This is a genomic window from Microcystis sp. M113S1 (genome assembly GCF_020246945.1).
GTDB lineage: Bacteria > Cyanobacteriota > Cyanobacteriia > Cyanobacteriales > Microcystaceae > Microcystis.
The window spans coordinates 1-17,961 of the sequence record NZ_JADBSA010000197.1; the positions used below are offsets into that span (position 1 = coordinate 1).

10 protein-coding genes and 2 pseudogenes are annotated in these 17,961 nt (G+C 39.6%); 4 read left to right on the forward strand and 8 right to left on the reverse strand.

Annotated features, from left to right (window positions below; translation table 11 throughout):
- Positions 1–233 (reverse strand): annotated as a pseudogene (locus IM319_RS09955) (calcium-binding protein); the annotation flags it as partial.
- A 305-nt stretch (positions 234–538) separates the two neighbouring features.
- On the opposite strand from IM319_RS09955, the gene IM319_RS09960 reads away from it, so the two are divergent.
- The 3 genes and pseudogenes from IM319_RS09960 (at position 539) to IM319_RS09970 (ending at position 5,305) form a co-directional block, all read left to right on the forward strand.
- Positions 539–1,804: a DNA cytosine methyltransferase gene (locus IM319_RS09960; RefSeq protein ID WP_287735484.1), complete on the forward strand. Its 1,266-nt coding sequence runs from the start codon at positions 539–541 to the stop codon at positions 1,802–1,804.
- Positions 1,805–1,828: 24 nt separating this feature from the next.
- Positions 1,829–2,010 (forward strand): annotated as a pseudogene (gene lepB / locus IM319_RS09965) (signal peptidase I); the annotation flags it as partial.
- A gap of 232 nt (positions 2,011–2,242) precedes the next feature.
- Positions 2,243–5,305 carry a patatin-like protein gene (locus IM319_RS09970; RefSeq protein ID WP_287735485.1) on the forward strand — a complete coding sequence of 1,021 codons (3,063 nt, stop codon included), beginning with the start codon at positions 2,243–2,245 and terminating at the stop codon, positions 5,303–5,305.
- A 133-nt stretch (positions 5,306–5,438) separates the two neighbouring features.
- Here the strand turns inward: IM319_RS09970 and IM319_RS09975 are convergent, their stop codons facing one another.
- The 7 genes from IM319_RS09975 to sir all read right to left on the reverse strand — a co-directional run bounded on the left by IM319_RS09975 (position 5,439) and on the right by sir (position 15,157).
- Positions 5,439–7,058 carry a S8 family serine peptidase gene (locus IM319_RS09975; protein WP_287735486.1) on the reverse strand — a complete coding sequence of 540 codons (1,620 nt, stop codon included), beginning with the start codon at positions 7,056–7,058 and terminating at the stop codon, positions 5,439–5,441.
- 43 nt (positions 7,059–7,101) lie between these two features.
- Positions 7,102–8,187 carry a calcium/proton exchanger gene (cax, locus tag IM319_RS09980; protein ID WP_287686756.1) on the reverse strand — a complete coding sequence of 362 codons (1,086 nt, stop codon included), beginning with the start codon at positions 8,185–8,187 and terminating at the stop codon, positions 7,102–7,104.
- Complete coding sequence (locus IM319_RS09985; RefSeq protein ID WP_287686754.1) at positions 8,184–8,645, reverse strand: cupredoxin domain-containing protein; 462 nt, start codon at positions 8,643–8,645, stop codon at positions 8,184–8,186. Before IM319_RS09985 ends, cax begins: the two co-directional genes overlap by 4 nt.
- Positions 8,646–8,807: 162 nt before the next feature.
- Positions 8,808–9,116, reverse strand: coding sequence for a DUF6679 family protein (locus IM319_RS09990; RefSeq protein ID WP_002735547.1), 309 nt, complete (start codon positions 9,114–9,116; stop codon positions 8,808–8,810).
- A gap of 533 nt (positions 9,117–9,649) precedes the next feature.
- Complete coding sequence (locus IM319_RS09995) at positions 9,650–10,903, reverse strand: ATP-binding protein (RefSeq protein ID WP_024969798.1); 1,254 nt, start codon at positions 10,901–10,903, stop codon at positions 9,650–9,652.
- 1 nt (position 10,904) lies between these two features.
- The gene (locus IM319_RS10000) at positions 10,905–13,118 is read right to left on the reverse strand and encodes a tetratricopeptide repeat protein (RefSeq protein WP_425185037.1); all 2,214 of its coding nucleotides are present in this window, start codon (positions 13,116–13,118) and stop codon (positions 10,905–10,907) included.
- Between the two features lie 101 nt (positions 13,119–13,219).
- Positions 13,220–15,157: a sulfite reductase, ferredoxin dependent gene (gene sir / locus IM319_RS10005; RefSeq protein ID WP_287686750.1), complete on the reverse strand. Its 1,938-nt coding sequence runs from the start codon at positions 15,155–15,157 to the stop codon at positions 13,220–13,222.
- A 196-nt stretch (positions 15,158–15,353) separates the two neighbouring features.
- Here sir and IM319_RS10010 point away from each other — a divergent pair, with 196 nt between their 5' ends.
- Positions 15,354–17,744: an FHA domain-containing protein gene (locus IM319_RS10010; RefSeq protein ID WP_287735487.1), complete on the forward strand. Its 2,391-nt coding sequence runs from the start codon at positions 15,354–15,356 to the stop codon at positions 17,742–17,744.
- The last annotated feature ends 217 nt before the right edge of the window (positions 17,745–17,961 follow it).

Here is a 17,961-nt window from a genome sequence, read left to right on the forward strand (position 1 = left end):
CTAACCGCATAAGCACCCTTCGCTGTCCCTAAAACTTCGCCACTGAGTACCTCAATTGGGGGAAGTTGACTGAAATTGCGACTTTGCCACTGATTTCGTAATTCTGTTGCCTTAACCACATCATAATTTGTGCCAAAAGCAGTTGCCAAATTCGCCCAAAAGCCATCAGATTGAGCAAAATCGAACAAAACATCGTAAATAGGAGGAATAATCGGCAACAGGGAAGGATTCATGATATTCACCAGAAGGATTTACTGCGACTATTTTGTGCAAACAATCGCCAATTTTTCAAGGGTACTATAACAAAAATTAACATTTATTACCAGAAAACGGGTTTCTCAAAGAAACCCGTTTTCTCAGTTTCTCCTAGTGTTCACCACCTGATGAGATAAACCCATCAGATTGAGCAAAATTAAACAAAACATCGTCAACAGCAGGAATAATCGGCAAAAGAGAAGAAGTCATTACATTGACCGCAAAGGTTTACTGCGACAATACAGTATAATGAAAAGCAGACAATAGAGAACTAATTATCAAGGTGAAACATAGACCAATTGCGATCGATTTATTTGCTGGCTGCGGTGGGATGTCCCTTGGTTTAGAAGCGGCAGGATTTGATGTTGCTGTAGCAGTAGAATTTGATGCAGTCCATTCCTTGGTTCATCATTTTAACTTTCCCTATTGTCAAACTATTTGCCGGGATATAGCCAAAGTAACCAGTAGAGAAATATTAGACTTATTAAAACTAAAAGGCTATGCCACCGATGTTAGTTTAATTGCTGGTGGTCCGCCCTGTCAAGGTTTTTCCCTTATTGGCAAACGACAAATAGATGATCCTAGAAATTCCCTAGTATTTCAATATCTGCGGATTGTAGGGGAAATTAAACCCAAGTATTTTATCTTTGAAAATGTTCCCGGCATGGCTACGGGTAAACATAAACAATTTTTAGAGGAGTTAATCTCTGAATTTGAAGCTATTGGCTATACAATTAATCAGCCAATTAAAATCCTAGATGCTAGTGAATACTGCGCACCTCAAAAGCGCAGAAGATTAATCTTAATTGGTAGTCGAAAGGATGTGACAATGGCCACATATCCTGCTGTTTTGTCAGGAGAAAAATCAGCTTTTACCAGCGTCTATGATGCCATCTCAGATTTAGAATTAATACCAGCTTTTATCGGTACTGATTTAGGCATACCCGCATCAAAATTAGATTATAGTGGCAAGAGGAAAAAATATTCAGTGCAGCCAAGGGATATTTTTAAACTTTGCCATCAAAGAACAGTAGATACAAAAATATATGGACATATAGGCTCAGTTCATACCCAAAGATCAATTGATAGATTTATCTTAACCGAACCGGGTACAGTGGAGCGAAAAAGTCGCTTTTTAAAGCTTTCCCCCACCGGTTTATGTAATACTCTCCGCGCCGGAACAAATAGTGACAAAGGGGCCTATACTGCTCCTAGACCTATTCACTATTCTATTCCTCGTTGTATCACTGTGCGAGAAGCTGCCAGACTGCATACATTCCCCGATTGGTTTCAGTTTCACCGCACAATATGGCATGGTTTTCGTGAGATTGGTAATGCGGTTATTCCGCTATTATCGAAAGAACTTGGTGATGCTGTGATGAGAGCAATGAACGTCAATACTGCCAATCTCAACCGAGTTATTTTAGAAAAAATGCCAGCAGAATTATTACTATATAATATGTCTCAGGCATCAAATTATTGGGGAATCTCTGATGATGTTATCCCGAAAAGAAAACGAGGTGTCTCTCAGAGGTTGGTCAGTATTTAAATTATACCAAATCCGTTTTAAATAGTTTTAGAAGCACCGCGCTATAATTTGCCGTTAGTTCAGGTTCCTCCTGGTGAATTTTTGTCATGGGAGATAATCGTAATAATAGCAACGATTCCCATATCTGGGGATTTTTACCAGTCAAGAACGTGATTAGCCGTGCAGTTTTTCGCTTTTTACCACTGCATCGCTTTAGCTGGGTTTAATGGTTCTCATCTAACTTCTGACTGCTGTTTCCCCGCAACCTCAAATACCAGGATAAATGTAAAGATTTCTTAAAATATAGTGTAGGATACAATGTTTGTGGCGGGGGGGTGTGTATCATTGTATATTGGGAAATGTGGTAGAGCGTCCCAACCCTGATCGCAAAAACCGCCACAAACGACTCCCAACTGTACCTGTATCTTTTAGAACGTCAAATAACCGTCGAGACTTGCTATGACTGCAACACCTGGTCACAACACACAATCTTCGTCAGCCACTTGCTTGAAAAAACCAGATTTTCGTAAGGAAACTCGCTTAGGATTAGTCCTTTATGGTGGGGTTTCTCTAGCAGTTTACATGAATGGTGTTTGTCGAGAATTTTATAATGCAACAAGGGGTCGGGGAATTTATAAATTAATTAAAGCACTGACCGATTCAGATATTGTTGTTGATATTGTATCGGGAACTTCAGCGGGAGGAATTAATGGAGTTCTCTTGAGCTATGCAGTTGCTAATAGCTACGAAAAAATTGTAGTTGACTTCAAGGAATTTGGAGATATTTGGCGAGAAAGTGGAGATATAAATAAATTACTGCGTCCGCTCAAAAAAGAAAATAATCAAATAGATGTTAATTCTCTTTTAAACGGCGAAGGCTACTATCAAGAAGAACTTTTTAAAGCTTTTGAAAAAGCTGGAAATAAACAAGAATCTGCTCCTGATGGAGAATGGTATTCAGAGTTTAACGAACTAGATTTATTTATCACTGGCACTGATGTTTTAGGAAGAATCCATCAAACCTTTGACAACACTGGAAAAGTCATCGAAATCAAAGATCATCGTTGCATTTTTCAGCTTAAATATCGAGAAGATCAAGATGTTGGAGATCCTTTTTCTACCAAAGATGCAGATACTCAAAAAGCCTTAGCTAAACTCTGTCGAATCACCTCTTGTTTTCCCCTTGCTTTTCCTGTAGTACCTGTCGAAATTAAGTCTGATAATAAGGTAGATAACAAACTACAAGAATGGGGAAAGCTTTTGAGAAATCGCCTCCTTCCGCAAGAACCTCCAAAAGAGGGATATAAAATCTATTTTGTTGATGGGGGAGTTCTAGATAATCGTCCTTTTAGTTATACCACTGAAGCCATGTATTATCGTACAGCAGATCGTCCTGTCAATCGTCAATTATTTTATCTCGATCCCAATCCAGAAAGCTTTGTTAACAGTAGCAAATTTACAGAAATGGAGCAACCTACTGTTTGGGAAGTCATCACCGGTTCTCTAATCAGTTTACCTAGGTATGAAAGTATTGGCAAAGATCTTCAACAAATCAAAGATATTAACGACAAAATTCGTCGCTATAACTTGTTATTAAAAAGTGTTGATGAAGAAGTACATGAACAAACAACAGAAGCCAAAAATCGTTATTGGAGGTGTCGTTTAGTCAGTTTAAGAGATAGTATTCTCTTCGTAATTTTTGACAACCAATATTTCATTGGCAAAGAACAAGAACAGGAAGAACTATTAGAAAAAAGTGCTACTTTATTGACCCAATTTATTAACAATTTAGAGGAAATTAAAAATCGAGAGGAAACTTTAAATTCCCTAGCTCAAAATATTGAAAATCTAGATCTTCAATATGCTATTAGAAAACATAACTTTCTCTCATCTCAAATTTACTCTCTGATGTCTGATGCTATTACCAAAGATACAGATAATATTGCCAAATATACAGAGTTGAAAAATTTAGCCAATAAAATCACTTGGCTGCTAGAGTTGCTCAAAGTCATTGATCAGGTTGTCAAAGAAGTCATAAAATCCGAACCTGTTCGCCAAAAATTTTATCAACTCATTACAGAAGATGAAGAAGACAATAATCAACAATCTGTAAATTTGAAGCGCAAAAAAATATATGATTATCTATTAACGTTGTTGCGTCTTATCTTAGATAGTCAAGATTTAGCCGATGTTACCGTAGAAAATCTCAAAGAGCTAGATTTTGACAAAATCGGTTCTATCCGGAGACAATTACGGGACAAGGTTAAAGTTATGGATCTAGATCAAGATTGGGGAGCATTAACTATAACCAAAGGTGAAACAATCTTAGAAAAAATAGAACAAGCTGCTGCGAAGTTGTTAACTGAACAATCGGAGAATATAGAACCAGTAATTGGCAAATTTGAGAAATTTCAGCTAATTGATCAAGTAATATATCCCTATCAATATTTGTCCGATATCCAAAACAAAAATCTAATTAAACTTGTTCGTATTTCTCCCAATGATGCTGATAAAGGATTTGGCAAAGATAAGGGACTTAAAGAAAAATTAGCTGGAGATCAATTTCGTGCTTTTGGAGGCTTTTTTAAGAAATCTTGGCGTTCTAATGATATACTTTGGGGACGCTTAGATGGAGTCAACCGTATTGTTGATGGGTTATTAACTTCAGAATCCTTAAAAGCCTTCTCTGGAGTTGTAAGTCGCCAAATTAAACTAGAACAATTCCCCGGAACTGAGGAAGAGAAAATTCAAGAATACGTCAAGCGACTTGTTGATGAATCTTTTCCCACAGAAACACAAACAGAAAAAAATGAGCTAATTAAAGACCTAATTAAACTTGCTCAACCTAATACAACCCTTGCAAAAGAAGAATTAGAAGAATTCTTAAATAAGCTTGTCATTTTAGGACATAGTGCTATTCTTAAGGAAAATTTAGGGAATGTATTCAAAGACTCAATTTCTGAACAATTGGAATGGAATCAACAAAAAATTGACTCAACTCCTGAACCAATCTACAACTATGTTGGTGGCTATTTTGACAAAGCAGTAACTCCCTTAGCTGCTGCAGAGCTTGCTCAACGTTTCCTAGAAGATTTCAAAGGGAAAGAAAAAGAATACTTCCTGGGTGAATATGGAGTTGGTTCAGAAACAATAGTGAAAGATATACCTTCTAATATTCTCAAAAGTTTAGGCGCTCGGTCAGCGATAATTTTGAGTGATATCATAGAATCTAGTAAGACTGGTAAACGACTGCTTAGACTTCAATCTTATCAGCTTCTCAAACAAATTCTGAATATATACTATTTCCTGTCCCAAAGAAGTAGTCCAAGCAGCTATAAAACACAAGCCTCTCCCCTAATCTCTGCTTTGAAATCATTGCTTCTTTTTATTATTGCATTTGGAGTAATAGCCTATCTACTAAATATCTTACCAAGATGGGCTGTGTTAACGATTGCAACCTTAGCATTACTCTGGATAATAAAAAGCTTATTGGGACTATTATTCGGGAGAACCTCTCAATAACCGCTGGAAGCTGTGCCAAAGAAAAATCAAAGTCCTGTAGGGGTTGCCATGGGGTAGAGAATCTGGCTTTAAAAACCCGCTCTTTTCTCCCCACTCTCCTATACTTTTTAAACAGGATTTACTATCATTTCTATTATTCGGGTACTGTCCACCAAGCGAGAGCAAAAGCCTGTTCTTTCTCGTTAACTTGCTGACGATATTGAACCCGAATTTTATACTTTCCAGAGGTAGGAATAGGACAAAAAATATGCTCTAAACTATCACTATCACTCAGGGAAGCACAGGTGTATTTAGTATTATTATCCTCTTGGGCAGGTAAAAGATAAACATCTAAATTATTCAGTCCGAGATCTCGGAAACTTTCATCGATATCATAGAGATTATTGCGATTAGTATCGATTAATTCTACCAAACGATCCCATGCTAAAGTTATCGAGACAAAACTATTAGCTTTTAATGGCTTCTCTAGGGCATAATCTTGATAATCATTAGCGGTAACTGTACCGTAATCCCAACCAATAGCAGCAATAGATTCTGTGGCTGACCATTGACCATTACTAAACTGTGTGTAGGTGCGAAAAGTGTTAAGATGTCCCGTCCCCATCTGCATATCTAAAGGAATTTTCGGGTCTTTATAAGCATCGGACTCTAACCAAGTTTTTTGGTCCTTAGTTAAGACCGTCCGTCTCATACCTAATAATAAACCATCGCCCGTATCTTTAATTTTATCGGCAGCATTAAGCATCACTGCTTTCATCACCTGATGACGACGAGAATCGAGACTCCAATGGGGATTTTTTTGGTTAATTTGTTGATCGCCGTATTCTTGTAAAAGTGCCACCGATGCCGTAATATGAGGAGCGGCGAAACTGGTGCCACTAACAGTATTTAATTTACCTTTGAGGTCATAAAGCTCTATTTTATTGCCAGGGGCAACTAAATTAATTGACCGTCGCGAACCATCATTAATTTCCCGTTTAATTAAACTGCGGCCAATACCCACCGGCAAAGCACTAATATTAGCAAAATCAACTTTAGTAAATTTTCCTTCTCTTTTGGCTGTATAAGCGGTGGTAATGCCGTTAAAATGATCGGTGGGAATGGGAATTCCTCCCTTACCTTGATTGCCAGCAATTACATAAAGAACATCATCAACTCGCGATGACCAATCAACACATTGAGTTAATAAAGCTTGACCATCTAATTTTGCTTCCTGTCGCTGATCTCTTTGCAAAGATTCCCCAAAACTAAAGTTAATCGCGCGCACATCACCGCTATTTTGTCGGGCAATATTTTGACTAGCAAGACATTCTTCTGGTTGTCCGCCGCGTCGCAAAGAACCCACCGCACCCGAATATAATCTCGCTTTTGGGGCAACTCCGGGGATTTTTTTATCATCACTGACCATCACCGTTGCCACCATAGCGGCGTGATTATCGAGATAGGTGTTGGGTTTGGCAATTTGATCGCGAAAAAAAACACCGGCTAATTTATAGGGAGGCTGCCAAGCTGCCACTTTATCATAACCGAACTGAGCCGGTCGGCCGATTTCCACTTGACCGATGGCAATTTTTCGTCCTAATAAATTATAGGGTTCCGCCCGCAGGCGATCGGCATAAATTCCCTGTTCACCGATGGAATTAGAAAGAACTAGGGAAGGAAGCAGAATTATCGTTACTACTAACCCGACGACAAACCAAAACCCTCTTTTCATCATCAGCAATCCTGCGGCGGTAAGGTGATACCGATCCATTCTAAGACAGAAATCTCAGAAAATACCCAAATCTCTTTTTTTGCTAGGCGGGATGGTAATAAAAAGCCACTGCCAAGATTAAATAGGTGGCTAGTAATAGGGTTCCATCTAACCAATTGGAACGACCAGTAAAGCTGATTAAATTAGTGACAACCACTGCGACAATCAAAGCCACCACGTTAAAGGGATTAAAATTTAAATCCATCGGTTGCTGCCAAAATTGACCGATAAAAACTAATAAAGGGGCTACGAATAAAGCCACCAATAAACTATCACCCATAGCCACGGAAACCGTTAAATCCATCTGATTTTTTAGGGCTAATTGAGTGACGGTAACTATTCCAGAAACATCGCTAATTAAAGGGATGAAAATCACCCCGATAAAGAGAGGAGTGAGATTAAATCCTTCCATAACCGATTCCACTACATCAACAAATAAATCCGACTCATAAGCTACAGCTACGGTGGAAGTAAGCAGCACAAGTAACCAAATCCAGACTTGAGCTTTTTCTTCCTCACTAACCTGATTGTCAGGGGTATTTTCATTACTTAATCCCACTTCGTAGAGATAACTATGGGTTTTGAGGGAAAATAATAAAGTTAACCCGTAAACTATTAATAAAACCGTGGCAGTGACTAGGGAAAGACTGAGAATATCGGCAACTTCCACCACGTTAGAAGTATATATTACCAAAGTTGGTAAAGCGATCGCTATTACTGCTAAAGTCATGGAAGAACCATTTACCCGCGCTAAAATCGGTTTAAATTCTTGCTCTTTGTAGCGAATTCCTCCCGTGAGCATTCCCATGCCCATAAATAATAATAAGTCGCTGAGAATACTACCAGTAATACTGGCTTGTACGATGTCCACCAAGCCTTTTTTTAGGGCAATTAAGGCAATAACTAAAGTGGTGGTATTGCCGAAGATAGCATTAACTAATCCTCCCAAAGCTGGCCCGGTGACTACGGCAACTCTTTCCACAGCCGTACTTAACCAAATTGACAGGGGAATGATCGATAAAGCGGCAGTGATAAAAATAGCTTGATCTCCCCAATTAAGACGACTAGCGACCACCGATAGGGGAATAAATAATAGGAAAACAAAGGAGACAATTTTTCTTAAATTCATGGGTTATTAATGGCGATTTCTCCCACCATTCCCGCTGCAGCATGGCCCGGAATAGTACAGATTAATTGATACTTACCGGTTTTGAGAGGAACTATTACCCATTCTGCTTGTGCATTAGGTTTTAATTCTAGTTCGTGAATCGCCCCTTTAATCTCCACTTTTCCCGCTTCAACTTTCTGCGTCCAACTAGCATCGGCGAAGTCTTTAGCGGTAAAATAATGTTTAGTGGGACTGGGATTATCGAGAATTAATTTGTATTTTTGTCCAGCAATAAAGTTTAATTGATTAGGAAAGAATTTTAATTCTCCTTGTCCGGATCCTAGACTAATTTTAACTTCTAGAGGGGCGGAGCCGGCGAAGGCCGGAAAAGTCACTAACCAACAACTAACTAAAACTATTACTACTGCCACAAATTTTTGATAGATATCCTTGGCAGCGACGTAGGGATTAGAATTCATTTTGCTCCTCTGGCTTATAATAGAGAAAATCTGGCGGCTTTGACGATAATTTTAGAACAAGCGGTGATTCTTACCGGCTCTCTTCCTTTCCATCCCCTAAAAGTCCCTTGGCCATTGTTAAAACCTCGGGACTTCTAGCCACTGTCAGTTAAATCGACAAAATTAATCTAAGCTATCGGGAGAATGGGGATAAAGTTGTTCTGCTTCTGGACAATCTTCCGAGACATTAATATCAGGATTCGTCCGCGACACCGAGGCCAGTTTTCTGCTAACCGCACCAATACTTTCTAAACGCACCATTTCTTCCCAAGAACTAATCTCGTCTTCTTCTTCTGTTTCGTAGCGAATGGTGACGAGATCGCTTTCTAGATCGATAATACGAGCATTATCAATCCATCTTTGCTGATCGCGCAAGAAAATGCAGACTTCCTGACCATCCATACAGAATTGATAAATCTTGCGGTGTAACATATAATTGCTCCTAAACAGCTTCTTTTGTTGAATTCAACTAACGGGAAGTTACAAAATGCCAATCTCGGCAATAGCTCAAGAATTCCCGTGGATAAGACAAAAGGGAGGAAAATTCCGCTAGTAGTGGCAAGAATGGGTAAGAAAAGTCAGGTTTCCAGTTTGGGACTACGTTCTTCAAAGACATCGATTCGATTAATAGACGGCCTCGGCGATTCACTAAAAAACCGCCCTTATAGAGTCATTGTGACATAAATTTTCACTTCCTAACAGTATTCCTGGATGGAATCGGGAATAAGGTTTAGGGATGAGGTTAGAGGCCAAATTTCAGCCCCCCGACATTTGAGATAAAAAATGGCTGTGAGCTTACAGCTACTTCAGGGTAAGCGCATCTTAACAATCCTTGACAAAATGAACTTTATGTGAGTTGCTTACCCTGAAAGCACTTCAGGCATATTTGAGGAGAATTTGCCATCTCAATTGTCAATAGCGTTTGAGATGCGCTCACCTTGTACATCGAAGGAGCTATTTATTATTTACTCAGACTGAGACTCAGGGAGTAACTTAGGTTGAAATAATTGGGAAGGAACAAAACGAAAACCGCTTTGATCTTCTTGACGAATTAATAATCCTTGTTCTTCCATCGATTTAAGTTGGGGCAAGAGAGAAACAAAGGTTATAGCATCAAGTTTATCCAAAGTTTGATCAGAAATATTCTCACTAATGCCACCGGCTTGATGAGCAACGTATAATAAATGACGAAACTGAGGACTTAAATAATCAGTAAAGTCTTTTTGAAGGATTTGCCAAATTGAATCAAAAGCAGTTTCATCAATAATTTCATATTCTGCTGAAGCAGCTTGCCGTAATACTTTTTCACAGATAGTATTCAGTTCTCGAGGAATTCCTTGAGCGTAACCCGTAATTAAATTGATGACTTCTTCTGTGAAAGGATAGGGATCATTTCGCTGTTCGTTTCTGGCACTATTAAGATAATTAATAGCAATGTGACGTAAATCATCTTGACTCATGGGTTCAAGGGGAATATCTTCAGAAAAGATACCAAGGGCTTTTAAAGTTGCTTCTTGAAGCTCGGTAAAGCCTCTTCCTGTCATGATAAATCCTCGATGTTTTCCCATCCGAAATAAATCTAAACTACTTTCTAAAATTGTCTGGACAACAATGGGGTCTTTTTTGTCAAAATCATCAATAGCAATAACAATACGAGAATAAATTTCTTCGGCTCTATCTAATAAACGAATGAGTAAAGGATAGGGATCAGCATTGGCGGTGGGAGTCAGTTGATTAGCAGGGGATTCTTCCTTTTTGCCAAAGGATAAAAAGCCTAATTTAACTTGTCCTTCAGTAGTGGTTTTATTGCGTTGGATGGAATACCCTAAAAGTGTATTAGCAATGTCTTTTGATTCTTGATCACTATCCGCTAAACTATCGGCTACAGCTAATAATAAAGCACGATAAAATTCCGTGGAACTTTCCCCAGGAATGCTACTTAAATAAAGGACTAACATTTTTTCATTTAGTTCCGCTACTTCCTGTTGTAACTGATGAATTAAATTAAAAATTAAGGCAGTTTTACCAATACCCCAAGCTCCCCTAACTAAGATATTACGTCCTTCATAGAGGGTCGGAATAACTATATCTAAAACTTGATCGCGTCCATAAAAAATCTTTGCTAATTTTTCGGGATCATCGGGGGGAGTTGGTCGAAAAGGATTTTCTATAAGTCCCCATTTTTTGAGAGTTGATTGATAACGGCTGAGTCTTGTCATTTTAAGCTGATTGTAGAATTTTTAGTAGATGATTAATTTCCTCTAGTCGTTCTGAATTATTGTTTTCTTGATAATATGTTTGCGCCTCTTTTAAATGACTACAAGCTTGGGAAATCTTGCCAATTTGTATTTCTAGATTGCCCAGTGCAGTTGTCACAGAAGCCACATTATCTTGATCACCTAAACGACGGAATAGACGTAAAGAATCTTTAAAATAAAGTCTTGCCTGTTCGAGCCTACCAGTGCGATGATAGAGACGGGCAAGTTCCAATAAAATTGGAGCCAAACTACTAATATCCTTTTGTTTTTGATAAAGTTGTTGACAATTTTCTGAGTGTTCAATAGCTTCTGTATAATATCCGCCCTCAAATAAAGCTTTTCCTAATTGATAGGAATAGTTAAAATATAAGGTTTTGTCTTCGGTTTTTTCAATAATTTCTCCAGCTTGTTTATAAGAGTTAATTGCTTGTTGAATGTCTGCCACTTTACCAAGAAGTTTAAATCGTTCTCTGAGAGTATTGGCTAAATTATATTGTGTCTCTGCCCAATCTCCTGGAAAGGCTTGACGGGTATAAATTTGTAAGACTTCTTGATAACAGACAATTGCATTTTCGATATTCTCGGCTTTATTCCCTCTAACTCGTTTAATGTAAGCATTACCTAAATTATTTTGTGTTGCTGCCCAATTTTCAGGAAAAGCATCACGGGTATAGACTTCTAAAGACAGGTTGTAAGCAATAATCGCTAACTCTAGATTATCTGCCTTTTCCCCAAGAATGCGCTTAATATAAGCATTACTCAGATTATTTTGTGTTGCTGCCCATTCATAAGGAAAAGCATCACGGGTATAGACTTCTAATGACAGGTTATAAGCAACAATAGCTAACTCTAGATTATCTGCCCTTTCCCCTCTGATGCGATGTCTATAAGCATTCCCCAGATTATTTTGTGTCCTTGCCCATTCATAAGGAAAAGCATCACGGGTATAGACTTCTAAAGACTGGTTATAAGCAACAATAGCTAACTCTAAATTTTCTGCTCTTTCCCCTCTGATACGATCACTATAAGCATTCCCCAGATTATTTTGTGTTGCTGCCCATTCATAAGGAAAAGCATCACGGGTATAGACTTCTAAAGACAGGTTATAAGCAACAATAGCTAACTCTAGATTATCAGCCCTTTCCCCTCTGATGCGTTGACTATAAGCATTCCCCAGATTATTTTGTATCATTGCCCATTCATAAGGAAAAGCATCACGGGTATAGACTTCTAAAGACTGGTTATAAGCAACAATAGCTAACTCTAGATTATCTGCCCTTTCCCCTCTGATGCGATGTCTATAAGCAGTACCCAGATTATTTTGTATCATTGCCCATGTTTGAGGAAAAGCATCACGGGTATAGACTTCTAAAGACTGGTTATAAGCAACAATAGCTAACTCTAGATTATCTGCCCTTTCCCCTCTGATGCGATCACTATAAGCATTACCCAGATTATTTTGTGTTGCTGCCCAATTTTCAGGAAAAGCATCACGGGTATAGACTTCTAAAGACTGGTTTAATGCTGCTATACCTAACTCTAGATTATCTGCCCTTTCCCCTCTGATGCGTTGACTATAAGCAGTACCCAGATTATTTTGTATCATTGCCCATGTTTGAGGAAAAGCATCACGGGTATATACTTCTAAGAGGGTTTGATAGCCTTTAATAGCGATTTCTAGATTATTAGCTCGACTTCCCACGGGAAACTCTTGAAGTTTATTACATAAATCTCCAATCACCTTGGCAATACCCGCCACTTCTTCTGGTTTCCTTTGAGAAAACACATTTCTAGCCAATTGTTGCAACAGTTGGGCAAAAGTATCATCTAACAGATGTTGGCGGCGTTGTAGGATAGGATAAACCACCGTAGGATCGCTATTACTCTCCCATTCTGCTTGTAAGACTTCTGATAAAAACTTCTGATATTCCTCTATACTTCCCGCTTGAGGGTTGAGAAACTGCCCCAATTGTTGCACCATATCGCGTAACCAAGCAGCAGGGTGATTATTTCCCTGTTCTTCTAACCCCGTTGCATAGTTTTCCATCACCTGCAAAAATTGGGGGTCAATCAATTCCTGATTAGCTTGCAGAATATTATTGAGTTCCTCATCATCGGCACGAGCAAGCAACTGTTCAATTAAATTCACATAAGCTTGAGCGCGTTGTTCCTTCATTGCTTTGATTGTGATTGATGTGATGGACGATGATTTTTTCGACAGACCGACCCTATGAATATACTAATAAAAAAAGGTGGGATTTAACCCACCTTGATAACTTAGGATTTTTGGCTGAAATAGGCCTCTAGCGCCTCATTGATGATTTGATTCATCGGCCGTTTTTCCGCTTCCGAAGCTTCCTTGAGACGGACAAACATTTCATCGGGGACGCTGACACGGTTTTGATTTTTACGCACGCGTTTGGGTTTTGATTCAGTGGTAGTAGTTTCGGTCATTTTAGGTGTGTAGGTGGCTGAAAATGCTTGTAAAGCAGGGAAATTGACTCGGTGACAGAATTCTCCGAAGGTTTCGTTATTTTGTTGATCCTGTTGGAAGTAAACGAAAATCGGTTCTAAGACCTTTTCTAGATCATCGATCGCCATTTTATCCAAATAGGGGCGCGCTAGTCGAGTTTGATCGGCCGTTCCCCCTAACCAGAGTTGGTAGGAATTGGGAGCGCTACCCACAAATCCTAATTCTGCCATATAGGGACGCGCGCAGCCATTGGGACATCCTGTCATGCGGATGACAAATTCCTCTTTGGTTAATCCTAAGCGATTAAGCAGAGTGCGAATGCGTTCAATCACGCTGGGTAAAATTCTTTCTGACTCAGTAATCGCTAATCCACAGGTGGGCCAAGCGGGACAGGCCATGGAATAACGGGTTAAAGGGTCAATTTCGGCGGGATTGGTGATAATTCCCTGTTCTTTCAGGATCGATTCCACGGCTTCCTGATCCTTGGGTTCAATTTCGTAGAGAATGATATTATGGTTAGCCGTCAAGCGCATGGGCAACTGAAAACGCTCGATAATCACTTTTAAGGCGGTTTTTAGCTGAAAACTGCCCTCATTTTTGACCCGGCCATTTTCTACATGAAGACCATAAAATAATTTTCCGTCTCCCTGTTCATTCCATCCCAAAAAGTCTTGATATTTCCAATCGGGGAGGGGTTGGTAGGGTGCGATTTTTTGGCCGAAATAACCCTCAACAGTGCTGCGGAATTTTTCTACTCCCCATTCTTCGAGGATATATTTCATTCTGGCATGACGACGATCGCCGCGATCTCCGTAATCCCTTTGGGTTGCCACGATCGCTTTTACCAGATCGTACACCTCTTCTTTGTCCACATAACCGATCGCATCGGCCATTCTGGGGAAAGTTTCCTCCTTATTGTGGGTCCTTCCCAGTCCACCCCCCGCAAGGATGTTAAAACCCTGTAATTCCCCGTTTGCGTCGGTAATCACCACCAAACCGAGGTCATTGGTGTAGATATCGATGGAGTTGTCTCCCGGCACAGTGACACCGATCTTGAACTTACGGGGCATATAATGTTGACCGTAGATCGGTTCGATGGGATCATTTTTGTTAATGCCATTTGTATCTTTTTGTCTCGATGCCTTGACTTCTGGTGCTTCTTCTGCACTGATCACTTTTTCGCCATCGAGCCAAATTTCGTAGTAGGCTCCAGTTTGGGGAGTGAGCAAATCGGCGATATTATTGGCATATTCCCAAGCATAGCCGTATTCGGGGCGATTTTTGTAGGGGGCTGGCGGTGCGGTGACATTGCGATTAACATCACCACAGGCCGCTAAAGTGGATCCCATACTGCGGATAATTTCCCCGAGGGTTGCTTTGAGATTTTTCTTTAAAATGCCGTGTAATTGGAAGCCTTGGCGGGTTGTCACCCGTAAAGTGCCGTTACCATAGCGATCGGACAAACTATCGAGGGTAAGATATAGTTGCGCGGGAATAAAACCCCCCGGACTGCGGGTACGCAACATCATTTGATAGTCTTTTTCTTGACCTTTGGCTCTATTGTCGCGATTATCCTGTTGATAGGAACCGTGAAATTTAAGGATCTGCACCGCCGCATCGGTAAAATGGGTTGTATCTTCGAGGAGTTCACTGGCCAAAGGTTCTCGTAGATAATTACTGTGTTCTTTGATACCTTCGACTTTAGAAACCTTGGCGGTAGGAGAAATAGGAGTTGTAACCATCGTCTAACAGCACGATAACCTGTGGATAGGTCTTAGGAATAGGAATTTAGACAAGCTCGATCGATCCTAAGAAGTTTTACTAACATGATCTCTAGAGTTCGTTCCAGACTCTGAGGTTAACAGTAGCGATCGAGACATCAATTCTATCTTAGCTTCTTACCGTCCCCCGCGAACGCCACCCACCGATCAACTTTTTATGACCAATTCTCCCAACATTAAAACGGTTATTAGTCAAGAACCCTACATTATTCTTAACAATCAGGGAGAAATTCTCCCTTCTATTAATCTGAGTCGTCCTAATTATAAATTGGGGCGGGATGGTCAACAGGTGGATTTAGTTGTTCCCCAACACTGGACGCTGGTGAGTCGAGTACAAGCTTGTTTTCGTCGTCAGGGAAATGATTACTATATCCACGATGGAGACGGGACTAATCCTAGTTCCAATAAACTTTTTATCAACAATCGCGTGATTACTCCCAAAGAGGGCTATCTTTTACGAAATGGAGATGAGATTAATATCGGTCAAGATGTCAAAAATTGGGTCAAGATCACCTATTATCATCCTAACCAACCGGTAAAAAGCCCACCTTTAGCTTTTAAATCGGTTTCCCTAGGCAATCGCAGTGTAGTTTTAGGACGAGATAATACCGCGACTGTGGTTTTAGACGCGCCGACAATTTCCCGACAACACGCAATTATCGACAGCGATAACCAAAATCGTTATATTCTCTACGACAAAAGCACCAATGGAGTCTTTATCGACGGAGAAAAAGTATCGGGTAGTGCCATTTTAACTAACGGTTGTACAGTGAGAATCGGTCCCTATAGTTTTCGGCTGCAGGGAGATGAATTAGTTTTATTAGATACAGGGGATAATATCCGTCTAGATGCCGAAAATATCGTCAGGATGGTGCGGGATAAAAAGAAACAACCCTTGATAATTCTCAATCATATCTCCTTACCGATCGAACCGAGTCAATTAGTGGCGATTGTTGGGGGAAGTGGTGCGGGAAAATCGACTTTCTTAAAGACTTTATTGGGAATTGAACCCACCACCTCGGGAACTGTTTATCTGAATGGGGAAGAGCTGCGCCAGAATTTTAATATCTATCGCACCCAAATCGGTTATGTTCCCCAATACGATATCGTCCACAGGGATTTAACCGTGGGAGAAGTGTTATATTACGCTTCTAAATTAAGGCTACCTCCCGATCTTAATTGCCAAGAAGTGATCGAGAAAACCCTGCAGCAGGTGGAGTTATTAGAAAGAAGAAATACTTTAGTCAAAGACTTAAGCGGTGGTCAATTAAAAAGGGTGAGTATTGCGGTAGAATTATTAGCTAATCCCAAATTATTCTTTTTAGATGAACCCACTTCGGGATTAGACCCCGGTTTAGATAAAAAGATGATGGAATTGCTGGCAAAATTGGCCAAAGAAGGCAGAACAATTCTCCTAGTCACCCATGCTACTAATAATATCAATCTCTGCGATCAATTAGTTTTCCTCGGTCAAGGAGGCAATTTATGTTATTTTGGTTCTCCGGGGGAGGCCTTAAATTTTTTCTCTTTACCTCAGGGGGATTTTGCCGATATTTATATTCATCTAGAAACTAGGGAAAAAGTTGAGCAAGAATGCCAACGTTTTCAACAATCCGACTACTACAAAAATAATATTGAAGCAAGAATCGGTAAAATATTTCAGCAAAATCATAGTAGGCCGCAACAGGTTCAACAATCTTTTTGGACACAACTACAGGTTTTATGTCAACGCTATAGCAAGTTAATTATCCGTGATCAATTTAGTTTAATTTTATACCTATTAACCGCCCCGATCGGAATTTTCTTAATGGCCATGATTTTACGGGACAAAGATCCTTTATTTTTGGGAGATAATGCTACGCGTGAAGATGCTATCGAATCGGCAACTTTAGCCTTAAAAACTCTCTTTGTGTTTACCTGCGCGGAATTGTGGGTAGGTTTTGCCTGTTCCCTACAGGAAATTGTCAAAGAATCAGCAATTTATCAGCGAGAAAGATTAGTTAATCTGGGATTATTACCCTATTTATTCTCAAAAATTCTGGTTTTAGCAGCCTTAGCTTTTCTGCAAACAATTGTAATTACCTGCGTGATATTTTGGGGATTTGCTGACCCGCAACCGGAATTAATGACCTGGTTAATTGGCTGTTTTATTACCACATTTTTAACTATATTTGCGGCGATTAATCTCGGTTTATTAATTTCTGCTGGGGTTAATAACATCACCCAAGCAAATAGCGCCTTACCTTTAATTTTAATTCCTCAGATTATCTTTGCTGGGGTATTATTTAGCTTAGAAGGTCTGGGGAAATATCTATCATGGTTGATGATTAGTCGCTGGTCGATTGGTGCCTACGGGGTATTAGTAGAGGTGGAAGATATGATTGCACAAGCAAAAAATCTTAATATCCCTTTACCCTTTGAGGATACCAATCAAGTTTATCAATTATCTATCAATAATTTGTTATTGAATTGGGGAGTATTAATTCTTCATTCCCTTATTTATTTTCTCCTTACCTATTGGTTGCAAAAAAGAAAAGATATTTTATGATCTGAATTATGAATGATAACTGATAACTGATAACTGATAACTAACCCTACTTAGGGTCTGCTGAAAAAGTTTTTCGGTGGGGGTTGGGGGATGGGGGATGGGGGATGGGGGATGGGTTTTACCGATTTTCAGGTGGTCAACTACCTAATTTTCAGGGAAAAAGTACCTGAATTTTCCCCCTGATCACTCCCATGCCTGGTACTTTTTGATTGACAAA